Here is a 26,193-nt window from a genome sequence, read left to right on the forward strand (position 1 = left end):
ACATCATCAAAATGAAATATAATATCAAATTTTTAACGTTCATCTTTTCAGTTGTACTGTTTATATCTTGTGGTGAAGAAAAAAAGGAAACTATAAAATTATTACGTCCTGTAAAATATCAAACTGTTGGTTTTTTTGGAGGCGATAAAGTTCGTTCATTTAGTGGAACTTCGCGAACTGATAAAATTATAAAGTTAAGCTTCAGAAGCTCTGGAATTATAACAAAATTTAATATTAAAATAGGGCAAAAAGTACGTAAAGGACAACAATTAGCTACTTTAGACAATGTACAAGCTCGTTTAAACTACCAAAGTGCTTTATCATCATTAAATAGTGCAGAGTCTGCAATGAATACTGCAAAATTAAGCTTAGAAAGAACACGCAAACTTTTCGAAAAAGGTTCTACAGCATTGAGCAATTACGAATCAGCTAAAAACTCATATAACTCTGCTAAAAACTCGTACAATTCGGCAAAACAAAGTGTAGCATTACAACAAGAGCAAATCCGTTTTGGATATTTAGTGGTTCCTGAAAACGGAATTATTTCTTCAGTAGAAGCTGAAATTGATGAAAATGTAAACCCTGGACAAACAATTGCTACATTAAATGCTGGTACCGATATGGAAATTTTCCTAGGATTACCTGAAAGTGTTATTAATGATGTTACTCAAAATATGCTTGTAGATGTTTCATTTTCTTCTTTACAAGGAAAAGTTTTCAAAGGAAAAGTAACAGAAATATCACCAGCTTTAGATTCTAATACCGCTACCTATCCAATCCGTGTGGCATTAATAAATCCTTCAGAAGAAGTAAAAAGTGGTATGGCTGCTAATGTTATTTTTCATTTTGAAAGTGCTAAAAAAACTACAGCTAAAGAATTAGTAGTTCCTGCAAATGCAGTAGGAGAAGATAGTAATGGAAAGTTCGTGTTCTTAATTACTGAGGATGGTAAAAACGCTAAAGTCAATAAGCAATTGGTTACTATAGGCGATTTAACTCCTGATGGTTTTATTATCAAGTCTGGATTATCGGAAGGTCAAAAAATAGCTACTGCTGGTTTACAAACCTTACTTAACGGACAAGAAGTAAAACTTCAATAAGAAAATTCATATAAAATTAACCTTCCATTACAGGGAAAAGAAAAACTAATTAGACAATGAATTTAGCACAATTTTCTATAGATAAAAACCGAATTACTTTTATGGTATTAGCTACCATAATTTTAATGGGATTAGTAATGTATTCTGGGTTATCACGAGATAGTATGCCACCATATACTGTAAGAGTAGCTACAGTGGTATCTGTATTTCCAGGAGCAAGTCCAGAGCGTGTTGAGCAATTGGTAAGTGATAAAATTGAAAAAATCGCGCAAGAGTTACCAGAACTTAAAGAAGTTACTAGTACTTCTAGAACAGGATTATCGGTAGTCTCAGTAACCTTAAAAGATGAAGTTAGTAAAACAAAAATGCAAGCAGTTTGGGATCGTTTACGAAGAAAACTAACAGCTATGCAAGGACTTCCTCAAGGGGTAACTCCAAATTTAAACGACGATGGTATTGGTGATGTATATGGTATTGTTGTTGGTTTAACTTCAGATGGATATAGTTATGCTGAAATGAAAGACTATGCTGATGATATTAAAGACGATTTAATAAAGTTGCCAGATGCAGCAAAAGTAACTTTAGGAGGTATACAAGAAGAACGTGTTTTTATCGAATTTGATAATACTCGATTAAAAAGCTACGGCTTATCATCATCAAAATTACAACAGATAATTTCTTCAACAAATATCTTAAGTTCTGGTGGACAAATAAATGTAGGTGATGAACGTATCATTTTAGAACCTACAGGAAACTTTAACTCTGTTGAAGACATTAGAGAAATGTTAATTCCTGTTGGAACTAGTGGATCACAGTTAGTAAAATTAGGTGATATCACTACCATAAAGAAAGATTACATTGATCCACCAACACAAATTGTAAAAGTAGACGGAAAAAGTGCCGTTTCTCTTCATGTAAACCTTAAAAAAGGAGCAAATGTTATAAAATTAGGTAATGCCGTAAATACTATTGTAGCACAATGGAAAGCTAAACTACCAGTTGGATTAGAATTAACTCGAGTATCATCATTGGATAATTATATTGATGATAAAATCAACAATTTTATTTCAAACTTATTACAATCAATAGGAATTGTATTAGTAGTAATGCTTGTATTTCTTGGAATAAGAACAGGATTTGTAATTGCAAGTTTAATTCCTATCGTAACCATAATGACACTTATGATAATGGGAGTTATGGGAATGGGACTTAACCAAGTTACATTAGCCGCACTAATTATGGCATTGGGAATGCTGGTTGATAACGCTATTGTGGTTGCCGAAACTATCATGGTAAAAATGGAACAAGGGGTTGATAAAAAGAAAGCCGCTGTAGATGCCTTTTCTGAATTATGGATGCCTTTATTAATTTCAACATTAACAACTTCAGCAGCCTTTTTAGCCTTCTATATGTCTCCAACAACCATGGGAGATATCGTGGGGCCAATATTTGTGGTAATTACTATAGCATTAATGTCATCATGGATTATTGCTTTAACCGTTATAACTATGTTTTGTTTCCTTTTCTTAAAGGTTGAACCAAAAGGAGAGAAAAAACCAAGTTTTATAGATCGAATTATAAACAAACTAAAATTCTATTATAAAGATTTAATTTTAATCGCTTTAAGTAACAAATGGAAAGTAATCATTGGAATATTTGTTGCCTTTTTTATCTCTCTTTATGGATTTACTAAAGTAGATTTTGTTTTCTTCCCAGATAGTGATCGTAATATGATTACTGTTGATGTAAATCTACCTTTAGGAACTAAAATAGAGCGCACAAAAGAAGTAGTAGAGAAAATTGAACAGTATATGCTCGATTCTTTAAAAACTTCAAAAGATAGAACTTTAGGAATTACTGATTGGTCGTCATATATTGGACAAGGGCCAGAATCATATGATTTAGGATATTCACAAGATGAAGCAAATTCAAGTTATGCTCATATCTTAGTAAATACAAGCTCCTTCAACGAAAACAAATTAATGATCAAAAAATTAGATCGTTATACGTTTGAAAACTTTCCAAATGCTGATATCAAAGTAGGTGCTTTAGGTGCTGGAGGAGGAGGAACTCCAATTGAAATTAAAGTATCTGGACCTAACCCTGATGAGTTAGCTAAAATTTCAGAAACTATTAAAACAAAATTATCTAATACATCAGGAACAAAAAATGTAAAAGATGATTGGGGTCCAAAGAGTAAAAAGTTCTTAATAAAGATAGATCAAAATAGAGCGCAAACAGCTGGTGTTTCTAGTCAGGATATTGCTACTTCTTTACAAACAGTTTTAGACGGATTTAATACTGGTGAATATAGAGAAGATAATAAGTCGATTCCTATTTTAATGAGAAGTGGAGATAGCCAGCAACAAACATTAGCTTCTTTAGAAACTTTAAATATTTTTGCTCAAAATTCTGGAAAAACTGTACCATTGTTACAGGTGGCTAACATTATTCCGCAATGGCAATATTCAAAAGTAAAACGTTTAGACTTAAGAAAAACTATTAATATTTCTTCTAAACTTAGAGCAGATGGTAACGCTACTACTGTAATGGCAGAAGTAACCCCATGGTTAGATGAGCAAGTTAAAAATTGGCCTCAAGGATATACTTACGAATTAGGTGGAGATGCAAAACAATCGGCAGAAAGTATGGGTTCAGTTATTTCATACTTACCACTTTCAGGATTTATCATTGTTCTTTTATTAATTATTCAGTTCAATTCTTTTAGAAAAATGACAATGGTTGTTTTAACCATTCCTTTAGGGGTAATTGGAGTTGTTGTTGGATTATTAACTTTCCAAGAACCATTTGGTTTTATGCCTTTTTTAGGAGTAATATCTTTAGCGGGAATAGTAATCAACAATGCTATTGTACTCATAGACAGGATGGAAGTAGAACAAGGCTTAGGTAAAAACAATCAAGATGCCGTAATTGCAGCCTGTTTACAACGATTTAGACCAATTTTATTAGCTACATTTACCACTGTGCTAGGTTTAATCCCATTATACCTTTCAGGAGGAGAAATGTGGGAAGGTATGGCTGTAAGTATTATGATTGGATTATTATTCGGAACCGTTATTACCTTATTATTTATTCCATCGTTATATAGTGCATTATTCAAAGTAAATTACAAAAACTACGAGTTTAACGAAGCTTTATTAGAAGATTAAGAATAACATGAAAGATTTATATAAAACATTATACGAACATCGCTTTGAGACTTTCTTTTTTAGTCTGCTTGCTATATTATTTGGTTCATTATTGTTTCCTGTTCAATTTTTTCAAGAAAAACTAATGCCTATTCTTTTTCTTATAAATATTGCAGCTGGTATTATATTAATCTCTAAAAAGAAAAAGCTTTTTTGGTTTTTTGTTTCCCTTTTTACTCTGCTTCTTTTCGTTCTTGGATTGAGCATGATTCAGAATACAACAACAGATTCTTATATGTATGTTCGTTTAGGTTTCTACTTTTTGTTTTATACAACAGTAACCATAGCTATTATAAAACAAGTTTGGAATGCTAAAAACGTAAACAAAAACGTAATTATAGGTTTAATGAGTGGTTATATTTCTCTGGGGCTAATAGCGTTTCTTATGTTTCTTTCAGTAGAAATTAGCAATCCAGGATCGTTTGGAGGAATTTTGTTAGAGGTAGTTTCTATAGATGAAAAAATAGATTCACTATTATACTACGCATATATAACCCTCTTAACAATAGGATATGGAGAAATTATTCCATTAACACCTATTGCTCAAAAAGCATCAATCTTAACAGGCTTAATGGGTCAATTTTATATAGTGATTATTACTGCAGTCGTTGTTGAAAAATACATTCGACATTCGGTAAAAAATTAAGTCTCCCCTTGTGCATATTTATGCAATTAAAAAAAGCCTCAACATATTATGTTGAGGCTTTTGTACTCGAGGTGGGAATCGAACCCACACTCCCGAAAGAACTGGATTTTGAATCCAGCGCGTCTACCAATTCCGCCACTCGAGCGCTATCGTGCGCTGCAAATCTAAAAAATATTTTAATTAATTCGTTTAAAAATAACTTTTAAACTCTCAAAATAGTTTTACTTTTGCCCTAACAACAACATTAACTATAAATATACTTTTATAAATGGCTATAAATCAATTAAGCCCGAAGATTTTCGCATGCTCTCAAAGTATGGAATTGGCAGAAGAAATTGCTAAAGAATACGGAGCAGAATTAGGAAATGTAAAAACAACTCATTTTAGTGACGGTGAATTTCAACCTGCTTTTGAAGAATCTGTAAGAGGACGTAGAGTTTTTCTTATTGGTTCAACTTTTCCAAATGCAGACAATTTAATGGAAATGTTACTAATGTGCGATGCTGCTAAACGTGCTTCTGCAAGACACATTACAGCTGTTATGCCTTATTTTGGTTGGGCTCGTCAAGACAGAAAAGACAAACCACGTGTAGCCATTGGAGCAAAATTAGCTGCTAAATTATTAGAAGCTGCCGGTGCTACTCGAATTATGACAATGGATTTACATGCTGATCAAATCCAAGGTTTCTTCGAAAAACCAGTTGATCACTTATTTGCTTCTACTATTTTTCTTCCATACATTAAAAGCTTACAATTAGACAATCTTACAGTAGCTTCACCAGACATGGGAGGGTCAAAAAGAGCCTATGCTTATTCTAAATATTTAGAAAGTGATGTAGTAATTTGTTATAAACAACGTCAAAAAGCCAACGTAATTTCTCATATGGAATTAATTGGTAACGTAGAAGGCAAGAATGTAATTCTTGTTGATGATATGATTGATACAGGAGGAACACTTACAAAAGCAGCAGATTTAATGATGGAAAGAGGGGCAAAAAGTGTTCGTGCTATTTGTACACACCCAATACTTTCTGGTAATGCTTATGAAAAAATTCAAAATTCACAGCTAACCGAGTTAATTGTTTCAGATACAATTCCTTTAAAAAAGCGTGTATCTAAAATAAAAGTTGTAACTTGCGCCGCTTTGTTTGCTGATGTGATGCATAAAGTTCAAGATAATACATCTATTAGCGATCAATTCTTAATGTAAATAAATATAATAAATAGAAGTAATGAAATCAATTACAATCAACGGATCTCAAAGAGAAAGCGTAGGTAAAAAAGCAACAAAAGCCTTACGTAATGCTGGAAAGGTTCCTTGCGTATTATACGGAGGAGATAAGCCTGTACACTTTTCAGCTGATGCAAAAATGTTCACGCCATTAGTATATACTCCAGACGTATTTACTGCTGCGATTGAATTAGATGGAACAAAATACAGCGCTGTATTACAAGACATTCAGTTTCACCCAGTAACTGATAATATCTTACACGTAGATTTCTACCAGTTATTTGAAGATAAAGCTGTAACTATGGAAATTCCTGTACGTTTAGTAGGTAGTTCTAAAGGTGTTATGGTAGGGGGTGCTTTACGTCACAACTTACGTAAATTAAAAGTAAAAGCTTTACCAGCTAACTTACCTGATTTTATCGAAGCTGATATTACTGAATTAGAAATCGGTAACAAATTATACGTTACTGAATTAAAGAGCGACAAATTTGAAATACTACACCCAGATAACACAGTAGTAGCTCAAGTACGTATGTCTCGTAATGCTGCTAAAGCTGCTGCAGAAGCTGAATCATAATCAGTTTTTACACTATAATATAAAAGCGTTACCGTTGTGTAACGCTTTTTTTTATTTTTGACACATGTTTTTAAATTCTTGTTTTTCTAAATTAAAAAGCTTTTTTAGAACACAATCAACAAATACAGAAAAGAATACAATGAAGAAATTTTTAGTGGTAGGATTGGGTAATATTGGTGAGAAATACCACAATACACGTCATAATATAGGTTTTAAAATCGTAGATGCTTTTGTTAAAGAATACGAAGGTAGTTTTGAAACTGAAAAGCTTGGAGATATTGCCAAACTAAGAATTAAAGGAAAAACTGTAATTGTATTAAAACCTAGCACTTATATGAACTTAAGTGGTAAAGCAATTCAGTATTGGATGAAACAAGAGAACATTAAAGTAGAAAATCTATTGGTAATAACTGATGACTTAAATATCGATTTTGGTAAAATTCGTATTAAAGGAAAAGGTAGTTCAGGTGGACATAATGGATTAAAAGATATCCAAGATAAATTTAATACAGGTGCTTATCCACGTTTTCGTTTTGGTGTAGGAGCTAATTATGGTAGAGGGCGACAAGTTGATTTTGTATTGGGTGAATGGTCTGATGAAGAAGAGAGCGAAATGATTGAACGTATTCCTACTTCGGTAAAAGCAGTTACTTCTTTTATTACTGCAGGTTTAGCCAATACCATGAATGAATTTAATGGAAAATAAAAATAAAAAAAGCCAAGGAAAAACCTTGGCTTTTTTTATTTAATTCCTAGTAATTTATTAAATGTCCTTATTTCACATTTATAAAAATCACTCCATTTTTTTAATAATTCTTTCATATTGTTCTATTTATACTAATTAGTAATTAAATATGAACAAATGTTACATTCTAATTAATTATCTGAAGCAAACCACTCAGCAAAGCTAGTTTCTGTTTCTTGTAATTTTATTGCATGTAACTGAAGACCTTCTGGTAAACGTTTCTTAATTTTTTCAGCAAAATCAATTACCATCATTTCACTTGTAGGTTGATAATCAACTAAAATAACATGATGTCCTCTATCTTTTAACTCTTTAGCTAATTCAACATGAGGTGTATTTTTATTAAACACTGTTGCATGATCAAAAACATCAACAATTTCTTCTTTAACAATCTTTTTCAGATCTCCAAAGTCAATTACCATTCCGTACTTTACATTAGACGTATCGGTAATAGGTTGCCCTAAAACAGTTACTGAAAGTTTATAACTATGTCCGTGAACATTTTTACACTTTCCATCATAACCATATAAAGCATGCCCTGTTTCAAAAGTAAACTGCTTTGTTATTCTAATGTTGCTCACTATCTTTTAAATTTTTTATTACTTCTGTACTTGTTATAAAAGTATACTACTGCTACTCCAGCTGCTAAAATGGCAAATAAATAATCTCCACCCATAATTCTAAATTTTTTATTCGCCGAATGTACGAATTTGTTTGACAACTTTAGTTAATAACCATACGAAACCTAAAGAAATAACTATTCCTAGTAGAATAGCAAGCATTGGGTTATGATATACCCATTTACCAACTTCATATCCAAATTGATAACTTTTACTTTCTTTTACCTCTTGAAATAAAAACATAATTTACTTTTTAAACTTAGCTAATGCTTTTTTAGTAAAATCAGATAACACCAATTTTCCTGAAGTAACTGCTCTTTCTATCAGCAACTCTTCCCAGTGTTCTGTACCTTTCCACAAAGCTTTTTTCATTTCTTTTAAAGCTTCAGGATTATAAGACGCTAGTTTTTCAGAAAAAATCTCAAGCTCTTTATCTAAATCAGAAATAGATTCAAAAACACGCGCATATAAGCCTTTCTCTTTTGCCCAATAAGCATTTTTCCAATTAGTAGCATCTAAAGTTAATTCAGCTAATCCACTAACGCTTATTTTACGTTCTACAGCAGGCGCTATAACAAATGGACCAATACCTATTGTAAACTCAGAAAGTTTAATAGAGGCATGTTCTGTGGCAAATACATAGTCGCAAGCAGCTGCTAATCCAACTCCCCCACCAACAGTTTTTCCTTGTACACGACCTACAATTAATTTAGAGCAACAACGCATTGCATTAATCACATTTGCAAATCCAGAAAAGAAATTTTTTCCGTCATCTAAATTATCAATAGCAACTAATTCATCAAAAGAAGCTCCTGCACAAAAAGCACGCTCTCCTTCAGATTTTAATATAATAATTGCTACCTCATCATTTTCAGAGACTTTACCAAGTTCTTTAGCTAATCTTTCTAATAATTCACTTGGAAATGAGTTACTCGCTGGGTGACCAAATTCGATAGTAGCTATCTTATTTTCTATATGTGTATATAAACTTCCGTTTTCTCTTGTTGTCGTCATTTTTGTTCTTTGTTCAAAAATAATCTTAATTTTAGTTTTTAAAAAATTATGAAAGATCAAAACCTATTTTTTAAACAAATAGATGGTATTCCAGATAAAAAGGGTTTAGAAGAACTATTAACTTTATATACTTCTGTTTTTAATGATGCTATTACTGATTTTTTTCTAGAAAGAATTCAAACTAAAGAAAAGGTGTTTTCGATAATAGCTTATTATAATAACAATCCTGTTGGTTTTAAAATTGGATATCAATACAATTCAAATACTTTTTATAGTTGGGTTGGCGGAGTATTACCTCAATACAGAAAAAAAGGAATTGCTAGTAACTTGGCTAAATTACAGGAAAGTTGGGCTTTACAAAACGATTTTAAAAAGTTAAGAACAAAATCAATGAATAAATTTAAACCAATGCTAATTCTTAATTTAAAAAACGGATTTGATATTATTCAAGTTTACACCAATGAAAAAGGGCAAACCAAAATTGTTTTTGAAAAATCTATTTAAGCTTCTACAACTAGAGAAGAAAATTTATTTCTAAACTTTACAATCAACGGAATTCCTCTTGCTATTATCCATGCGTAAAAAGCTGTCCAAATTGCATATAACTTATAATCCATAGAATCAAAAAACAACAATACTGGAATAAAAACAAAAGCTGTTGACAACAACAATACATTTCGTAGGTATTTCATTTCTCCCATTCCTTTAAACATTCCATCGTAAATAAAAGCAATAGAACAAACCGGCTGCATTAATAGAATAATCCAAAAAGTATTATAAAACTGCTCTAAAACCTCTTTTTCTTGTGTAAAAATTCTTCCAATGAAATTGTAAAACACAAATCCTACTAACGCTAAAAAACCACCAAACACAAATCCGTAAATAATTAAATTCTTACCCAGCTTAACCAACGTTTTATATGCTTTTGCTCCTAATAATTTACCTGACAAGATGTTTCCTGCAGATGAATATCCATCAATCATAAAAGCTCCCATTAACCATAAATTCAATCCTATGGTATAAGCTGCAATATATTCCTTACCATAAGAAGCTGCGTAAGATGTGGCAAAATACAAAGCTACGTTTAAAGCAATAGTTCTAACAAACAAGTTTAAAATCATTACTACAAAACGAGGGATTTCTTTATTAAAAGGAAATTTAAACTGTAGTGAAATTTCTGTTTTTGTAAGCAGTAAATATGTTGCTATTATTGCCATAATAATTTGCGCAAAAACACTAGCATAGGCTGCTCCTTGAATATTCATTGCTGGTAAATATCCTTCAATACCATAAACCAATACAATATCTAAAATAATATTAGCTACTGTTCCTATAATAGCAATAAGCATTGGATAATAGGTGTTTTGCAACCCTCTAAATGTTCCAAAAACAGCAATTACATAAAGCGTAAACGGAAAACCAAAAACCCGGATTTTATAGTACTCTATAGAATATTCTAAAATAGTTCCAGTGGCATTGTAAAATTCAAATATTTCTTTTGCAAAAGGATAGCTTATACCCAAGATGATTAAACTGGTAGTAATTACTAAAACTATTGCTTGAGCTGGTAAATCTTTTACTTCATTTAATTTATTAGCACCAACATATTGTGAAATTATAGAAGATATTCCACTGCGTGTTTGTCCAAACACCCAAATTAACATTGATAAAAAAGCACCTACAATACCAATTGCTGCAATACTTTCAGTGGCATTATATTTTATATTTCCTACAATAGCTAAATCGGTAGTAGATAATAAAGGCTCGGCAACTCCAGCAATTAAAGCTGGTATTGCTAATTGATTAATCCTTTTAAAACTTATATCGTGATTCATATTCTAATATTCACCACAAAAAAACGGCTATTCTGTTATATTAAGAAACAAAACACCTAAAATTAAGAGTTTTAAATATTAATTATCTTTGCACCCTTGTGTATCAAAAAACACGATTATTATTTAAAAAAAGATTTTTATGAAACATATATTAGTTCCTATTGGTTCTTCAGACAATTCAATAAACACATTACAATATGCAATAAATTTTGCTGAAGCTATGAATGCAAAAGTTTTGGTAATGCGTGCTTATAAGATTTTGTCAAAAGCAGGTGCTTTTGTAAATGCAGATGATACTATGCAAAGAGAAACCAATTTGTATTTACGAACTATGATTAATTCTGTTGATAGAAAGAATGTAGATATCAAAATGATTACTGCCAAAGGAAATGTTTTGGAAAGTATTACTTCTATAAACAGAGAATTAAATATCGATTTAATTATTATGGGACCTAAAAGTAACTCTATTAAAGAAGAGGTGTTTTTAGGAAATACGTCGGGAAGTGTTTTAAAACAAACTGATATTCCTATGTTAATTGTTCCTGAAAACTATGCTTTTGCTCCTATTAAAAAGGTATTAACAGCATTTAAATCGGGAATTATAAATAAAGAAGGTGTTTTAACTCCTTTACAAAAAGTGTTAACAGCTTTCTCAGCAACATCTAACTTATTATTAGTAAAAACTCCATCTTATACTGATAATGATTTGAAATTAGATTCTGGATTAGAAACTATAAAATCAGAACTAACTATTACTGAAAACGCAACTACGTTTCAAGGTGTTTTAGAGCATTTCCAATCACATAACCCAGATTTACTATGTGTTTTTAGAAGAAATAGAGGTTTCTTTCAAAAACTTTGGGAAAGTAATACAATTCTAAAAAAAGAATTTCATTGTAATGTTCCTGTACTTGTTTTAAGAGGGAAATTATAATTTACAAAAGTTTTTTTCTTCTTGATTAAGAGGAAATGACTTAAATATATTAAAAAAGGAAGCTTAATCGCTTCCTTTTTTATTTACTTTTTTACCAACATTCTCTTAATTTCATTTAACTTCATTAAAGCTTCAATTGGTGTAAGTGTATCAATATTGGTTGCTAAAATCTCTTCTCTAATATCTTCTAATAAAGGGTCATCTAATTGAAAAAAGCTCATCTGCATTTCTTCATGCTGTGTTTCTTTCAAGGTTTCTTTTACCTCTTTATGTGAATGGTTCTCTTCTAATTGTTTTAATATTTTTTGCGCTCTGTGAATTACCATATTTGGCATTCCTGCTAATTTTGCTACATGAATACCAAAACTATGATTACTACCTCCAGCAACAAGTTTACGTAAGAAAATTATACTATTATCTAACTCTTTTACAGAGACGTTAAAGTTTTTAATACGCTCAAATGTTGTAGTCATTTCATTTAACTCATGATAATGTGTAGCAAATAAAGTTTTTCCTTTTGCTGGATGTTCATGCAAATATTCGGCTATAGCCCAAGCTATTGAAATACCATCATAAGTAGATGTTCCACGACCAATTTCGTCTAATAAAACCAAACTACGTTCTGAAATATTATTCAAAATAGAAGCCGTTTCATTCATTTCAACCATAAAAGTTGATTCTCCCATAGAAATATTATCACTCGCTCCCACTCTTGTAAAGATTTTATCTACAATACCTATACGGGCATTTTGAGCTGGAATATAACTCCCCATTTGAGCTAATAAAACAATTAAGGCTGTTTGACGTAATATTGCCGACTTACCCGACATGTTTGGTCCTGTAATCATAATTATTTGCTGTTGATTACAGTTTAAAACTACATCATTAGCAATATATTCCTCGCCTATTGGCAATTGCTTTTCTATTACAGGATGGCGACCATTTTTAATTTCAAGATCTGTAGTATTATCCATTAAAGGACGCACATAATTATTATCCATTGCCAAGGTTGCAAATGATAACAACACATCTATTTTAGCTATGCTTTGTGCATTCTGTTGAACAGGTTGTACAAAATCGATAATATACTGAACAAGTTTTGCAAAAATCTCAACTTCTATTTGTTGAATTTTTTCTTCTGCTCCTAAGATTTTTGCTTCGTATTCTTTCAGTTCTTCCGTAATATAACGTTCGGCATTTACCAATGTTTGTTTACGAATCCATTCTTCTGGAACTTTATCTTTATGTGTATTTCGAACTTCAATATAATACCCGAAAACGTTATTAAACGCTATTTTTAAACTCGTAATTCCTGTTCTTTCTGTTTCACGAGCAAGCATATTATCTAAGTATTCTTTTCCTGAATTAGATATATTTCTTAATTCATCTAATTCGCTAGAAACACCACTTGCTATCGCATTTCCTTTATTAATATTTACAGGAGCTTCTTCTAAAACAGTTTCGATAATTTTATCTATTAAAGGCTTACAATTGTGTAATTGTTTTCCTAACTCTTTAACCGTTTTATTTTTACTTTTCTCAGCAGCTTCTTTTATAGGTAAAATCGCTTTTAACGAGTTTTTTAATAAAATCACCTCTCGTGGCGATACTTTACCTGTAGCTACTTTTGATATCAATCGCTCAATATCTGAAACCTGTTTTAACTGATAAGATACTGTTTCAAAGAAATCGTCATTATCAATTAAAAACTTGACCATTTCATGACGTTGCTGAATTTGCTCCAAATCTTTTAATGGCAAAGCCAACCAACGCTTTAACAATCTTCCTCCCATTGGAGAAATTGTTTTATCTATAACATCTAATAAAGAAACCGAGTTTACCGAATTACCTCCATACAATTCTAGGTTTTTAACCGTAAAACGGTCCATCCAAACATAGTTATCTTCAGCAATTCTACTAATTGATTGTATGTGTTCTATTTTGTTATGCTGGGTTTCTGACAAATAATACATGGCAGCACCTCCAGCTATAATCCCGTGTTCTAATTCATCAACACCAAAACCTTTTAAGTTTTTAACCTTGAAATGATTACTTAATAATTCATTTCCATATTCTTTTTGAAAAACCCAATCGTCTAAATAAAAAGTATGAAAACGATTTGTGAATAGATCTAAAAAACGTTGTTTGTGTTTTTTCTCTACTAAAACCTCACTTGGAGTAAAATTTTGTAAAAGCTTATCTACATATTCTTCATTTCCTTGTGCTATTAAAAATTCACCTGTAGAAACATCTAAAAAAGAAACTCCCAATAATTTTTTACCAAAATGTACCGCTGCTAAAAAATTGTTCGACTTCGATTGTAATACTTCATCATTTAAAGCCACTCCTGGAGTTACCAATTCGGTAACACCACGTTTCACAATCTTTTTAGTCATTTTAGGATCTTCTAACTGATCGCAAATAGCAACTCGTAATCCTGATTTAACCAGTTTTGGCAAATAAGTATTTAACGAATGATGCGGAAAACCAGCCAAAGCAGTTTCACTTTCACTACCTGCTCCTCTTTTCGTTAAAATTATCCCTAAAACTTCCGAAGCTTTTATGGCATCTTCACCAAAGGTTTCATAAAAATCACCTACTCTAAAAAGTAGCATAGCGTCCGGATATTTAGCTTTAATTCCGTTATACTGTTGCATTAGTGGAGTTACCTTTTTTGCCTTTGTTTTTGCCAAGTTTCTAGATTTTTTCAATTAGTTTTGCGAAGATAAATATTCGAATTTAAAGTTAACATTTTTTATGAGAAAACTAAAGAATAGTGAGTTAGGTAGAATTTCAGTTGATGAGTTTAAACAAACCAAAAAAACGCCTCTTATAGTTGTTTTAGACAACATTAGAAGTTTAAATAATATTGGTTCAGTTTTTAGAACATCGGATGCTTTTTTAATTGAAAAAATCTATTTGTGTGGTATTACTGCAACACCTCCTAACAAAGAAATTCATAAAACTGCTTTAGGTGCTACAGAATCTGTTGCTTGGGAGTATGTAGAAAACACTATTGATTTAGTTGAGTCCTTAAAAAAAGACAAGATAAAAGTTTTGGCTATTGAACAAGCAGAAAACAGCACCATGTTAAATGAATTTACTCCAGAATCCAATCAGAAATATGCTATTGTAATGGGGAATGAAGTAAAAGGAGTACAACAAGAAGTTGTTTCTGCTTCCGATGTTTGTATAGAAATACCTCAGTTAGGAACCAAACATTCTTTAAATATCTCTGTAAGCTGTGGAGTTGTTCTTTGGGATTTATTTAATAAAATTTCCTTGTAAGCCTTATTTTCTTTACAAAGAACAAAGGAAATTGGTGTTTTTAGAACTTTTTAACATAGGAGTGTTCTAATCTAACAATACTCGAACAATCTCTTAATTTTAAGTAACTAAACAATAGTTTTAAGTAGTTAATACCAGTAATAATAAGAGCAATCTCAACAAAGAATAAATAAAAACTAGTTTAATTGCTTGTCATTCTCCTTGAAACCTTTTAATTTAGGGTCTTCAATTATCCCCCCAGCAAATAAAGTAATCTAAACACTCTTAAATATGGAAAACAAAAACACTCTAAAAACAGCAATGAAAATGTACCGTGGTGGTGGGTCAACAGATGACGGAATACAAAATGGTGGTGGAAGTAGCACAGGTACTGGTGACACTGGTGGCGGTGATGGTGGTGGCCAAGGTGGTAATGGATAAGTTTTATCAAGAAAAACTCTTAATTTTCTTATAAATTAAGAGTTTTATATTTTCATATCAATACTTCACCATGAGATTCTTTTTCTTTTTCCTTTTTCTTATTAATCTCACTTATAGTCAACAATCTGATTCTTTACCAAAGAATAGTAAACTTAAAATAATAAATATTGGATTATCTGCCTATTTTAACAATGATACTACTACTTTAAAAAATTCTTATAAGAAGCTTCTAAACTTTCATAAAGAAGATACAGATTCTATACTATTAGCTAAACACTATCAGTATAAAGCTATGTTTTTTGAGTTAAGATATAAAAAAGACAGTGCTTACTATTATTATCATCAATCAAAAAACATTTCTAAAAAAACAGGTGATTCTTTAGAAGTTGGCAGACGCTTGCTTAGTATCGCTTTTTTACAAAGAAAAGTAAAAGATTATTTAGGTTCTGAAATTAGTTTTATAGAAGCTTTAAAATACTTAGAACCAATAAAATCTTATAAATATTTAGAACGAGTTAATAATGGTTTAGGTCTTATCACAGTTGAATTGAATCAAAAAGATGAAGCCCTAAAATATTATAACAAAGCATTAGAGTATAATAAATCAAATCATAATAGTATTGGGTATTTATATATAAATAACAATATTGGTTTACTGTATCAAAAGCAAAACCTACATAAAAAAGCAATTTCTTATTTTAAAAAAGGGCTAGATTTTGATAACATTAAAGAAAAATATCCTAGACAATATTCTCTACTTTTAGAAAACTTAGCCTATAGTAATTATCAGTTAAAAAAGAAAAAAAATGTTTTAAATCAATATGAAGAAGTTCTAAATATTAAAAAGAAAATAAACAATCTTAGCGGTGCTAGTACAACTCATATAAATATTTCAAATTATTATAAAGATCTTAAACAAAATACTAAAGCCAAACTTCATTCTAAAGCAGCTCTAAAATATGCAAAACAAACTCAAAATAATAATCGCTGGCTAGAAGCTTTAAAAAATTTATCAGAATTAACTACAGGTGAGCAATCTAAACAATATTTACAAGAATACATTACACTTAATGATAGCTTATTTCAAAAAGAACGATTATCTAAAAATCAATTTGCAAAAATTAGATATGAAACGGGTAAAAAAGAAAAGGAAAATGCTATTTTAAAAACCGAAAATGAAAAAAAACAAGCGCAAATAGCTTATCATCAACAACAAGAAACTATTGGTTGGTTAACTTCAGCTAGTATTTTATTATTACTTATTTTAAGTATTACTTTCTTTTTACACAGAAGAAAAAAGCTATTATACCAAGCTCAATTAGAAGCAGCTAAAGCTAGAGAAAATGAACGTCAACAAATTGCTAAATCATTACATGATGAAGTTGCTGGTGATTTACGTATGCTACATCAAAAATTAGAAAAATCTAATTTACTAACAGAAGCCAAAAAATTAAATAGTGTAAAAGAAAATGTTCGAAACTTATCGCATCAATTAAGTAGTGTAAGTTTTGATGAAGTTTCTTTTAAAGATCAAATAATTAATTTAGTAAGCGATTATTTTGAATTAGACTTTAAAATATCAGTGACTGGATTACAAGAATACGAATGGCAAGAAGTAAACAGTCCAATAAAAAGATTACTCTATTTAGGCATACGTGAAAGCATACAAAACTGTAAAAAATATGCTCAAGCAAGTAAAATAAATATTGATCTCACCATACAGAAAAATTACGTACTTTTGAGTATTAGTGATAATGGTATCGGATTTGATACTAAAATCAGTAAAAAAGGAATAGGTTTACGTAACCTACAGGAACGTGTTGAAGATTTAAATGGAACTTTAAACATTAGTAGTGAAATAGGTAACGGTACCAAAACTAATATTCAAATACCCTTAAATGCCTGAACCAATAAAAATACTCCTCGTTGATGACCATCAATTAATAATTGAGGGAATACTCTCCTATTTAAGAGATATTGACAATTTAGAAATAGAAACAGCTAATTCATGTGATGAGGCTTTTTCTAAAATCAAAACAAGTCTTAGTAAAGATCCTTTTCATATTGTTTTTACTGATTTGAGTTTTGATAACCAACAGGAGAACAATACTCTTGATGGAGGAGAATCTTTGATAAAAGCCCTTCAACAAGAAAAAATTGACATTAAAATTGGGGTAATTACAGGACATTCAGAAACTAATCGTGTATTTAATGTAATACATAATTTAAATCCATCTGCTTATATCCTAAAAGGAAATTGTAGCACAGATGAATTAACTTTTGCCATTAAAAAAATATTAAAAGGAGAAATATATTATACTCATGAAATTCATCAAAAGCTTTTAAAAAGAGCTTTGATTGAAATTCAAATGGATGAAGTTGCAATTCAAATCTTAAAAGAATTACCTAAACATGCAAAAATTGGTAATTTAGAAGGATTGATAAAAAAAAGAGATGGTTCGGCTATAAAAGTACGTTCTATAGAGAGTAAATTAGCAAAACTTCGTACAGACTTACAAGCCAATAACAATACTGATTTAGTATTAAAAGCTAAAGAATTAGGCATATTAGACTAATTTTGCGGAAATCCACATTTTTTGCTGCGGATATCCATTTTTATACTAAAAAGACTACTTATATCTTTGTATCAGAATTAAACTACTCTTGGGGAAAATTCTGAAAAAAGGAAAAAAGATAAAACAAACCTTTCAGACTAACATCTGAAAGGTTTGTTTATTTTATAGAATATATTTATATATAAATAACTGCGGAAATCCACACTTTTTATTACACAAATCCCCTTTTTATTAACTCAAACCTATTATACATTTGTATCATCGAATTTCATCTCATAGTGAAAAACGATATTTAAGGGGAAAAAACTAAACCTTCTAGATAATTAAATCTGGAAGGTTTTTTTATACATAAAATCCAATACAAAAAGAGTCTTTTATAAAAAATAAGCCTTTGCGGAAATCCACATTATTCTCTACATAAATCCCCTTTTTATTAACTCAAACCTATCATACATTTGTAATATCGAATTTCATCTCATAGTGAAAAACGATATTTAAGGGGAAAAAACTAAACCTTCTAGATAATTAAATCTGGAAGGTTTTTTATACATAAAATCCAATACAAAAAGAGTCTTTTATAAAAAATAAGCCTTTGCGGAAATCCACATTATTCTCTACATAAATCCCCTTTTTATTAACTCAAACCTATCATACATTTGTAACATCGAATTTCATCTCATAGTGAAAAACGATATTTAAGGGGAAAAAACTAAACCTTCTAGATAATTAAATCTGGAAGGTTTTTTTATACATAAAATCCAATACAAAAGAGTCTTTTATAAAAAATAAGCCTTTGCGGAAATCCACATTATTCTCTACATAAATCCCCTTTTTATTAACTCAAACCTATCATACATTTGTAACATCGAATTTCATCTCATAGTGAAAAACGATATTTAAGGGGAAAAAACTAAACCTTCTAGATAATTAAATCTGGAAGGTTTTTTTATACATAAAATCCAATACAAAAGAGTCTTTTATAAAAAATAAGCTTTTGCGGAAATCCACATTTTTTATTACATAAATCCCCTTTTTATAAATACAAATCTATTGTAATTTTGAATTGTCGAATTTCATTTCTTAGCGAAAATCGATATTTAAGGGGAAAAAACTAAACCTTCTAGACAATTAAATCTAGAAGGTTTTTTTATAGGTTAAATTTTACAAAAAATTATCATAAACTTGACTTAAATCTCTCTTTTATTATATCATTCTTTTTCAAATAAATAAAAATCTCTTGTATATTTGTTATATCGAATTTCAACTCGCTTTGAAAAACGATTTTTAAGGGGAAAACTAAACCTTCTAGATGTGTCTGGAAGGTTTTTTATTACAATAACATATATTTTAAAAGTTTTATCAATTGCGGAAATCCACATTTTTTAATTCGTTAATCCCCTTTTTATAACCCTAAAGCTGTTATACATTTGTAATATCAAATTTCGATTCATAACGGAAAATGATATTTAAAGGGGAAATTAAACCTTCTAGACACATCTGGAAGGTTTTTTTTATTTAAAAAACTCACTTACAGAAACTTAACTACGGAAATTCACAGCTTACTTTGCGGTTATCCCCTTTATAAAACAAAATACCTAGCTTACATTTGTAATGTTCTTTTGAACAAAACATTAAGGGGAATTATTAAAAACCAGTAAAAAATGGGGAAATTTTTACAAAAAGCTACTGAGATTTTAAATGCATTTTTATCATCTTTATCAGAACTTGGTAAAGGAGCTAGCTATGCTTTAAGACACTAGTAGTAACTAACTAAGGGATAAAAACCTTCCTGATAAAATTATCAGGGAGGTTTTTTATTTCCCAAACTTTAAATTGTAAATTGCTATTTTAAATTACTCATCAAAATTGTTAAATGGCAAAGTATATTCTAGCATTAGACCAAGGCACTACAAGTTCTCGTTCTGTTATCATTAATGAATCTGGAGAAATTATTGGAATAGATCAACAAGAATTTTCGCAAATATTTCCACAATCTGGATGGGTAGAACATAATGCAGAAGAAATTTTAACTACGCAGCTTTCTACTCTAAAAAATGTTATTCAAAAAGCAAACATACCCCCAAATGAAATTGCAGGAATTGGTATTACAAATCAGAGAGAAACAACTGTGGTATGGGACAAAAACACAGGAAAACCTATATATAATGCTATCGTTTGGCAAGATAAAAGAACTGCAAGTATTTGTGAGTCTTTAAAAGAAAAGGGCCTAGAAAATCATGTTCGTAAAACCACTGGATTGGTAATTGACAGTTATTTTTCTGCTACAAAAATTAACTGGATACTAAATAATATAAAAGGAGCAAAGATAGAAGCAGAAAAAGGAAACTTATTATTTGGAACTATTGATACATGGTTATTATGGAACTTAACAAAAGGAAAAGTTCATGCAACAGATTATAGTAATGCTTCTCGCACGATGCTTTATGATATTAAAAATTTATGCTGGGATGATAAATTATTACAAGAATTAAATATCCCAGCTTCTATACTCCCTGAAGTAAAACCTTCTTCATTTCACTTTGGAAATTATGAATTAGAAGGTCATCAAATTCCAATTGCTGGAATTGCTGGCGATCAACAAGCTGCTTTATTTGGACAAGCTTGTTTTCATAAAGGTGAAGCAAAAAACACCTATGGTACAGGCTGCTTTATGTTGATGAATACTGGAGAAAACTTAGAGTTTTCTAAAAACGGCTTATTAACTACAATTGCTTGGGGAATTGATAATAAAATAAACTATGCTCTTGAAGGAAGTGTTTTTGTAGCTGGATCAGCTATACAATGGTTACGTGATGGTTTACAAATTATAAATAACGCTGAAGAAAGTGAGTCTTTCGCAAAAAGTATAGAAGATGAAAACCCAGTATATGTTGTTCCTGCTTTTGCTGGCTTGGGAGCTCCTTATTGGGATATGTATGCTAGAGGTGCTGTTTTTGGTTTGACTAGAGATACTGGTAAAAATCATTTAATAAAAGCAACTCTTGATGCTCTAGCTTATCAAACAAAAGATATATTAGATGTTATGCAAAAAGATAGCGCTATTGAATTAACTTCTTTAAAGGTAGATGGTGGCGCATGTGCGAACAATTATCTAATGCAATTTCAATCGGATATTTTAAATACAAAAGTTGAACGACCAGAAATTATCGAAACTACCGTAATGGGCGCTGCTTATTTAGCAGGTATTTGTGTTGGTTTATGGAAACAAGAGGATATTTTAAACAGGAGAAAAATCAATAAAGTATTCTCTTCCAACTTCACTTTAGAAAAAAGAGAAAGACTATATAAAAAATGGCAAAAAGCAGTAGAACGTACTAAAGATTGGATTGATTGATTTAAATTAAAAACTTTGTTTACCGAGAAAATAATAGCGTTTATCTAAAATATTTTTCTTTAATCTACTTCTGCCCTTTATTTACTTTAAATAATTTTAAATTTGATACTTATGAAAATTAGAAAAGTAATTTTAGGCTTTTGTATTCTTTTATTAAGCTCTTGTGTTGTAAAATCATTACATCCATTTTATACTCAAGATACAATCTCTTTTGATAAAAACTTTATTGGTGAATGGGAAGATTCTAAAAAAGGAATTTGGAAGGTTGTTTCATTCAGGAATGAAATATCTAAAAACAACCCATATGAAAAGATGAAACCCAATGATAAAAAGCTTTATAACGAATATAAAGACAGTTATTATATTCAACGAAACTATAAAAATAAAGAGGTTATATTTATTGCAACTCCCTTTAAAATTAAAAATCAAAAGTTTTTAGATTTTATTCCTTTAGACCATCAAGATGATGTTGATAATCTATTAGAAAGTCATTCTATTTATACACATAGCTTGGTAAAATATGATATTAAAAAAAATGGGGGAATCGAAATACGTTGGTTAGATGAAGAAAAAATAGCTCAATTTTTTAAGGATAAAAAAATTAAAATAAAGCACGAAACTGTTGGTTTAGCAAAAGACAAGTATTTATTAACTGCGAGTTCTAAAGAACTTCAAAAGTTTATAAAAAAATATATGAGTTCTAATAATGCTAAAAAATGGGAAACATCAACAAAATTCACATTATCTAAACTAAATGGAAGAAAATAAATCTTTTTTAAAAGGAACAACATTAACTAACTTGGTTTTTAAAACCATTTTATGGTGTTGTTCCTTTTTCATTTTTTTATTTCTTTTTTCTAAGAGTTCTTCGCCTTCAAAAATTGATTATATATATACTTCTTTTTTTATTATCAATCTATTCTTTCCTGTTTGTTTGAATTTATATTGGTTAATCCCCACTTATTTAAAAAAAGAAAAACACCTTCTTTTTAGTCTTTTATTTATTTTAAATCTAATAATTTTTGCTGAATTAAACAGCTTCTTGTTTGACCTATTTGTCAATACTTTTTTTAATGACTATTTCTTTATTTCTTATCATAATACTCTAGAAGTATACTTTATATTTTTTGTGTTTTTTGTTTTAACAACACTTATGAAACTTGCTAAAAACTGGGTGTATTTAAATCAGTTAGAAAACAAAAAATTAAAGATTAAAAACCAACAAATAGAAAAACAATTACATTATTTAAAAGGTCAAATAAACCCACATTTTTTATTCAATTCACTGAATGTTTTATATGCTCTTTCTATTGAAAAAAAGCAAGAAGTTACAAATGCTATTTTACAATTATCGGAAATTTTAAGGTATGTTATTTATGATTTAGATTTAAAGAAAATTTCTATTCACAAAGAAGTCGAATTAATTAAAAACTACATTGAATTTGAGAAAAACAGACATGTTGCTAATTCAAATATTGAGTTTAATTATAGTATAAACGATAATCTTGAAATTTACCCTATGTTATTATTACCCTTACTAGAAAACAGCTTTAAACATGGTTTAAAAAGTGGAATTAGGAATCCTTATATTAATATCAAGTTAAAGGCAGCAAATAAAAAATTAGATTTTCAAATTTCTAATAACTTTAAAGAAAAAATAAACTCTGATTTTAAAGGAATTGGTTTAAAAAATATTCAAGAAAACTTAACTGTTGTTTATCCTGAAAAGCATCATTTATTAATTGAAAACAAGAGTACTGTTTTTACTGTAAATCTCACAATATATTTAGAAAAATGAATATCCGCTGTTTAATAATTGATGACGAGCCATCTTCTCAAAACGTATTAAAACTATTTATCAATAAAATAGAATATTTAGAATTAATACATATTTGTAATGATGCTTTAGAAGCTTTAGATTTTTTGAAAAGCAACGATATAGATTTACTTTTTTTAGATATAAATATGCCTCACCTTTCGGGAATTTCTTTTTACAAATCGTTAAAAAACCCTCCAAAAGTTATTTTTACTACAGCCTATTCGGAATATGCACTTGATGGTTTTGAAGTTGATGCAATAGATTACCTATTAAAACCTTTTTCCTTTGATCGTTTTTTAAAAGCTGTTTCTAAAATTAAAAACTTAAAAGATAATAGTATTGACTATATTATTATAAAATCTGAAAAAAAGCTACATCAAATAAAAGTAAACGACATTTATTATATTGAAGGCTTAGGAGACTATATTAAAGTACATTTAAAAGATACTTTTTTAATAACATATAAAACCTTGAAAAAAATAACTGATTTGTTACCAAAATCAAATTTTGTACAAGTGCATAAATCGTATATTATTAATAAAAATAGACTTGATTATATAGAAGGAAATTTAGCGGTTATTAACTCGAAAAACATACCTCTAGGTCAAAAATACAAATCAACTTTTTTAAATAAATTAAAAGAATAACATGGCAAAGTTTTATGACAAAATAAACTCTAGAATTCAGAAATTTATAGAAGCACAAAAAGTCTTTTTTATAGCTACAGCACCAAAAAATGGGCGCATTAATTTATCTCCAAAAGGAATGGACTCTTTCCGTGTACTAAACAAAAATAGAGTTGCTTGGTTAAGTGTAACAGGTAGTGGTAATGAAACCTCAGCACATTTATTAGAAGACAATAGAATTACTATTATGTTTTGTGCTTTTGAAGGAGCTCCTAATATTTTGCGTTTATATGGAAAAGCTAAAGAAATTTTACCAAATGATACTGAATGGAATTCATTAATATCGTTATTTCCAAAGCTCTCTGGAACGCGACAAATTTTTGATGTAACTATTGAAAGCGTTCAAACATCATGTGGGATGTCTATTCCTTTTTATGAATATAAAGAAGAAAGAAATCAGTTACTAGATTGGGCAGACGAAAAAGGTAAAAACGGTATTGAGCAATACTGGAAAGATCGTAACCAAGTAAGTATAGATGGTTTAAGCACGAAGTTTAAAGAGTAAGCATAACATAAATCGCACTTTTTCACAATTTACTTCAAACCCTGATAAAAATCATATTTTAAATAAATACATACAACTACTTTTGGGGTATTAAAGTAAATAAAATGATACAATTGATTAATACTCCTTTAGTTTCTTGGACAAACGGCACAATTATGATCGCAGTATTTGGAGTTGTTTGTGTAGGATTAATTACTACTCTCTTAATTCTCGTAAATGGTGGTGAGAAAAAAAAGAAGTAGTTACGGGTTGTATTTTTAGTTTTTAATAGTTGATTTAGAAGAAGTGCTCGTTTTTGATGTGTTGGTGGTTTAACTCAAGAGCACTTCTTCTTACTATTTAAAGGCATTTAATCCTGTAATATCTAAACCTGTAATTAGTAAATGAACATCGTGGGTTCCTTCATAAGTAATTACACTTTCTAAGTTCATTGAGTGTCTCATAATAGAGTACTCTCCAGAAATTCCCATAGCTCCCAAAACTTGTCTTGCTTCTCTAGCTATTTGTAAAGCCATTTCTACATTATTTCGTTTTGCCATTGATATTTGAGCAGAAGTAGCACGTTCTTCATTTTTTAAAACTCCTAATCGCCATGTTAGCAATTGTGCTTTGGTTATTTCGGTAATCATCTCAGCCAATTTCTTTTGTTGTAATTGAAACTGTCCAATTGGTTTACCAAATTGAGTACGCTCTTTAGCATAACGTAAAGCGGTATCATAACAATCCATTGCAGCACCTATGGCACCCCAAGCAATTCCGTAACGAGCAGAATCTAAACACAACAACGGTGCACCTAAACCAGATTTGTTTGGTAATAAATTTTCTTTAGGAACTTTAACATTATCAAAAATAAGCTCTCCAGTAATAGAAGCTCTTAGTGACCATTTATTATGAGTTTCAGGAGTTGAAAAACCTTCCATTCCTCTTTCAACAATCAAACCATGAATACGTCCTTCTTCATTTTTCGCCCAAACTACAGCTACATCACAAATAGGAGCATTAGAAATCCACATTTTAGCACCATTTAATAAATAATGGTCGCCCATGTCTTTAAATTTAGTTTCCATTCCTCCTGGATTTGATCCATGATTAGGCTCGGTTAATCCAAAACTTCCCATCCATTCACCAGATGCTAATTTTGGTAAATATTTTTGACGTTGTGCTTCTGTTCCATAATTAAAAATAGGTCCCATTACTAAAGAAGATTGAACCGAGGCTGTGGATCTAATACCACTATCACCACGTTCTAATTCTTGCATAATTAACCCATAAGAAATTTGGTCTAATCCTGCTCCTCCATATTCTTCAGGTATATAGGAACCAAAAGCTCCAACTTCAGCTAATCCACTAACTAATTGAGTTGGAAAAGTTGCGTTTTGTGCAGCATCTTCAATAATTGGAGATAAATTTTTCTTCACCCATTCGCGGGCAGTATCACGAACAAGTTTGTGTTCGTCAGTTAACAAATCATCAGCTTGATAATAATCAGGTGCTTGAAATAAATCTGGTTTCATAAGTTTTTTTTACGTTAAATACTGATTTTGTTTGTGTTGATGATTGATAAATTAATTATCCTAATTTTATTTAATAGTATAGTCTCAAAAATACTCAAAAAAATGGTTATTAGTACAGG

The 26,193-nt window shown here is 30.0% G+C and carries 24 protein-coding genes and 1 tRNA gene; 18 read left to right on the forward strand and 7 right to left on the reverse strand.

The window, feature by feature from the left end; genetic code table 11:
- Positions 1 to 11 precede the first annotated feature (11 nt).
- The 3 genes from ACOQN8_RS05580 to ACOQN8_RS05590 are packed head-to-tail and all read left to right on the forward strand — an operon-like array spanning position 12 to position 4,955.
- Positions 12 to 1,100 carry an efflux RND transporter periplasmic adaptor subunit gene (locus ACOQN8_RS05580; protein WP_420551931.1) on the forward strand — a complete coding sequence of 363 codons (1,089 nt, stop codon included), beginning with the start codon at positions 12 to 14 and terminating at the stop codon, positions 1,098 to 1,100.
- A 56-nt stretch (positions 1,101 to 1,156) separates the two neighbouring features.
- Positions 1,157 to 4,270, forward strand: a complete 3,114-nt coding sequence (locus tag ACOQN8_RS05585; protein ID WP_420551932.1) for an efflux RND transporter permease subunit — start codon at positions 1,157 to 1,159, stop codon at positions 4,268 to 4,270.
- A 7-nt stretch (positions 4,271 to 4,277) separates the two neighbouring features.
- Complete coding sequence (locus tag ACOQN8_RS05590; RefSeq protein WP_420551933.1) at positions 4,278 to 4,955, forward strand: ion channel; 678 nt, start codon at positions 4,278 to 4,280, stop codon at positions 4,953 to 4,955.
- 63 nt (positions 4,956 to 5,018) lie between these two features.
- On the opposite strand, the gene ACOQN8_RS05595 is transcribed toward ACOQN8_RS05590, so the two are convergent.
- Positions 5,019 to 5,100: transfer RNA gene (locus ACOQN8_RS05595), tRNA-Leu, on the reverse strand.
- 123 nt (positions 5,101 to 5,223) lie between these two features.
- On the opposite strand from ACOQN8_RS05595, the gene ACOQN8_RS05600 reads away from it, so the two are divergent.
- The 3 genes from ACOQN8_RS05600 to pth all read left to right on the forward strand — a co-directional run bounded on the left by ACOQN8_RS05600 (position 5,224) and on the right by pth (position 7,469).
- The gene (locus ACOQN8_RS05600; protein WP_150898178.1) at positions 5,224 to 6,165 is read left to right on the forward strand and encodes a ribose-phosphate pyrophosphokinase; all 942 of its coding nucleotides are present in this window, start codon (positions 5,224 to 5,226) and stop codon (positions 6,163 to 6,165) included.
- 22 nt (positions 6,166 to 6,187) lie between these two features.
- Entirely contained in the window at positions 6,188 to 6,763 is a 576-nt protein-coding gene (locus ACOQN8_RS05605; protein WP_150898177.1) for a 50S ribosomal protein L25/general stress protein Ctc, read from the forward strand.
- 139 nt (positions 6,764 to 6,902) lie between these two features.
- Positions 6,903 to 7,469 carry an aminoacyl-tRNA hydrolase gene (gene pth, locus ACOQN8_RS05610; protein WP_420551934.1) on the forward strand — a complete coding sequence of 189 codons (567 nt, stop codon included), beginning with the start codon at positions 6,903 to 6,905 and terminating at the stop codon, positions 7,467 to 7,469.
- 170 nt (positions 7,470 to 7,639) lie between these two features.
- Here pth and ACOQN8_RS05615 read toward each other — a convergent pair whose 3' ends face one another.
- The 3 genes from ACOQN8_RS05615 to ACOQN8_RS05625 form a co-directional block, all read right to left on the reverse strand.
- Positions 7,640 to 8,089, reverse strand: coding sequence for a 6-pyruvoyl trahydropterin synthase family protein (locus ACOQN8_RS05615; RefSeq protein ID WP_150898174.1), 450 nt, complete (start codon positions 8,087 to 8,089; stop codon positions 7,640 to 7,642).
- Between the two features lie 108 nt (positions 8,090 to 8,197).
- Positions 8,198 to 8,371, reverse strand: coding sequence for a hypothetical protein (locus ACOQN8_RS05620; RefSeq protein ID WP_175578604.1), 174 nt, complete (start codon positions 8,369 to 8,371; stop codon positions 8,198 to 8,200).
- A 3-nt stretch (positions 8,372 to 8,374) separates the two neighbouring features.
- Complete coding sequence (locus tag ACOQN8_RS05625; RefSeq protein ID WP_420551935.1) at positions 8,375 to 9,142, reverse strand: enoyl-CoA hydratase/isomerase family protein; 768 nt, start codon at positions 9,140 to 9,142, stop codon at positions 8,375 to 8,377.
- 48 nt (positions 9,143 to 9,190) lie between these two features.
- Between ACOQN8_RS05625 and ACOQN8_RS05630 the strand changes: the two genes are divergently transcribed.
- Positions 9,191 to 9,646: a GNAT family N-acetyltransferase gene (locus tag ACOQN8_RS05630; RefSeq protein ID WP_420551936.1), complete on the forward strand. Its 456-nt coding sequence runs from the start codon at positions 9,191 to 9,193 to the stop codon at positions 9,644 to 9,646.
- Here the strand turns inward: ACOQN8_RS05630 and ACOQN8_RS05635 are convergent.
- Positions 9,643 to 10,977, reverse strand: coding sequence for an MATE family efflux transporter (locus ACOQN8_RS05635; protein WP_420551937.1), 1,335 nt, complete (start codon positions 10,975 to 10,977; stop codon positions 9,643 to 9,645). The genes ACOQN8_RS05630 and ACOQN8_RS05635 overlap by 4 nt on opposite strands.
- A gap of 139 nt (positions 10,978 to 11,116) precedes the next feature.
- Between ACOQN8_RS05635 and ACOQN8_RS05640 the strand changes: the two genes are divergently transcribed.
- The gene (locus ACOQN8_RS05640) at positions 11,117 to 11,911 is read left to right on the forward strand and encodes a universal stress protein (protein ID WP_420551938.1); all 795 of its coding nucleotides are present in this window, start codon (positions 11,117 to 11,119) and stop codon (positions 11,909 to 11,911) included.
- Positions 11,912 to 11,994: 83 nt separating this feature from the next.
- On the opposite strand, the gene mutS is transcribed toward ACOQN8_RS05640, so the two are convergent.
- Complete coding sequence (mutS, locus tag ACOQN8_RS05645) at positions 11,995 to 14,604, reverse strand: DNA mismatch repair protein MutS (RefSeq protein WP_420551939.1); 2,610 nt, start codon at positions 14,602 to 14,604, stop codon at positions 11,995 to 11,997.
- Between the two features lie 64 nt (positions 14,605 to 14,668).
- Here mutS and ACOQN8_RS05650 point away from each other — a divergent pair, with 64 nt between their 5' ends.
- The 10 genes from ACOQN8_RS05650 (at position 14,669) to ACOQN8_RS05695 (ending at position 24,802) form a co-directional block, all read left to right on the forward strand.
- Positions 14,669 to 15,199 carry an RNA methyltransferase gene (locus tag ACOQN8_RS05650; protein WP_420551940.1) on the forward strand — a complete coding sequence of 177 codons (531 nt, stop codon included), beginning with the start codon at positions 14,669 to 14,671 and terminating at the stop codon, positions 15,197 to 15,199.
- A gap of 270 nt (positions 15,200 to 15,469) precedes the next feature.
- The gene (locus ACOQN8_RS05655) at positions 15,470 to 15,619 is read left to right on the forward strand and encodes a hypothetical protein (protein ID WP_420551941.1); all 150 of its coding nucleotides are present in this window, start codon (positions 15,470 to 15,472) and stop codon (positions 15,617 to 15,619) included.
- A gap of 70 nt (positions 15,620 to 15,689) precedes the next feature.
- Positions 15,690 to 17,525, forward strand: a complete 1,836-nt coding sequence (locus ACOQN8_RS05660) for a tetratricopeptide repeat-containing sensor histidine kinase (protein WP_420551942.1) — start codon at positions 15,690 to 15,692, stop codon at positions 17,523 to 17,525.
- Complete coding sequence (locus ACOQN8_RS05665; RefSeq protein WP_420551943.1) at positions 17,518 to 18,195, forward strand: response regulator; 678 nt, start codon at positions 17,518 to 17,520, stop codon at positions 18,193 to 18,195. The genes ACOQN8_RS05660 and ACOQN8_RS05665 overlap by 8 nt, the downstream gene beginning before the upstream one ends.
- A 1,873-nt stretch (positions 18,196 to 20,068) precedes the next feature.
- A complete protein-coding gene (glpK, locus tag ACOQN8_RS05670) occupies positions 20,069 to 21,550 on the forward strand; it encodes a glycerol kinase GlpK (protein ID WP_420551944.1) in 1,482 nt (493 codons plus the stop codon).
- Positions 21,551 to 21,661: 111 nt separating this feature from the next.
- Positions 21,662 to 22,318 carry a hypothetical protein gene (locus tag ACOQN8_RS05675; RefSeq protein ID WP_420551945.1) on the forward strand — a complete coding sequence of 219 codons (657 nt, stop codon included), beginning with the start codon at positions 21,662 to 21,664 and terminating at the stop codon, positions 22,316 to 22,318.
- Positions 22,319 to 22,703: 385 nt separating this feature from the next.
- Positions 22,704 to 23,348: a sensor histidine kinase gene (locus tag ACOQN8_RS05680; protein ID WP_420551946.1), complete on the forward strand. Its 645-nt coding sequence runs from the start codon at positions 22,704 to 22,706 to the stop codon at positions 23,346 to 23,348.
- On the forward strand, positions 23,345 to 24,016 hold the full coding sequence (locus tag ACOQN8_RS05685; protein ID WP_420551947.1) for a LytR/AlgR family response regulator transcription factor: 672 nt from the start codon (positions 23,345 to 23,347) through the stop codon (positions 24,014 to 24,016). The genes ACOQN8_RS05680 and ACOQN8_RS05685 overlap by 4 nt, the downstream gene beginning before the upstream one ends.
- A 1-nt stretch (position 24,017) precedes the next feature.
- Positions 24,018 to 24,560 (forward strand): pyridoxamine 5'-phosphate oxidase family protein, encoded by a 543-nt coding sequence (locus tag ACOQN8_RS05690; protein ID WP_420551948.1) that lies wholly within the window; start codon positions 24,018 to 24,020, stop codon positions 24,558 to 24,560.
- A gap of 104 nt (positions 24,561 to 24,664) precedes the next feature.
- Positions 24,665 to 24,802: a hypothetical protein gene (locus ACOQN8_RS05695; protein ID WP_175578591.1), complete on the forward strand. Its 138-nt coding sequence runs from the start codon at positions 24,665 to 24,667 to the stop codon at positions 24,800 to 24,802.
- Between the two features lie 93 nt (positions 24,803 to 24,895).
- Here the strand turns inward: ACOQN8_RS05695 and ACOQN8_RS05700 are convergent, their stop codons facing one another.
- Positions 24,896 to 26,074 carry an acyl-CoA dehydrogenase family protein gene (locus ACOQN8_RS05700; RefSeq protein WP_420551949.1) on the reverse strand — a complete coding sequence of 393 codons (1,179 nt, stop codon included), beginning with the start codon at positions 26,072 to 26,074 and terminating at the stop codon, positions 24,896 to 24,898.
- Positions 26,075 to 26,193 lie beyond the last annotated feature (119 nt).

It is taken from the genome of Tenacibaculum aiptasiae (assembly GCF_965221665.1).
GTDB classification, from domain to species: Bacteria; Bacteroidota; Bacteroidia; order Flavobacteriales; family Flavobacteriaceae; genus Polaribacter; species Polaribacter aiptasiae.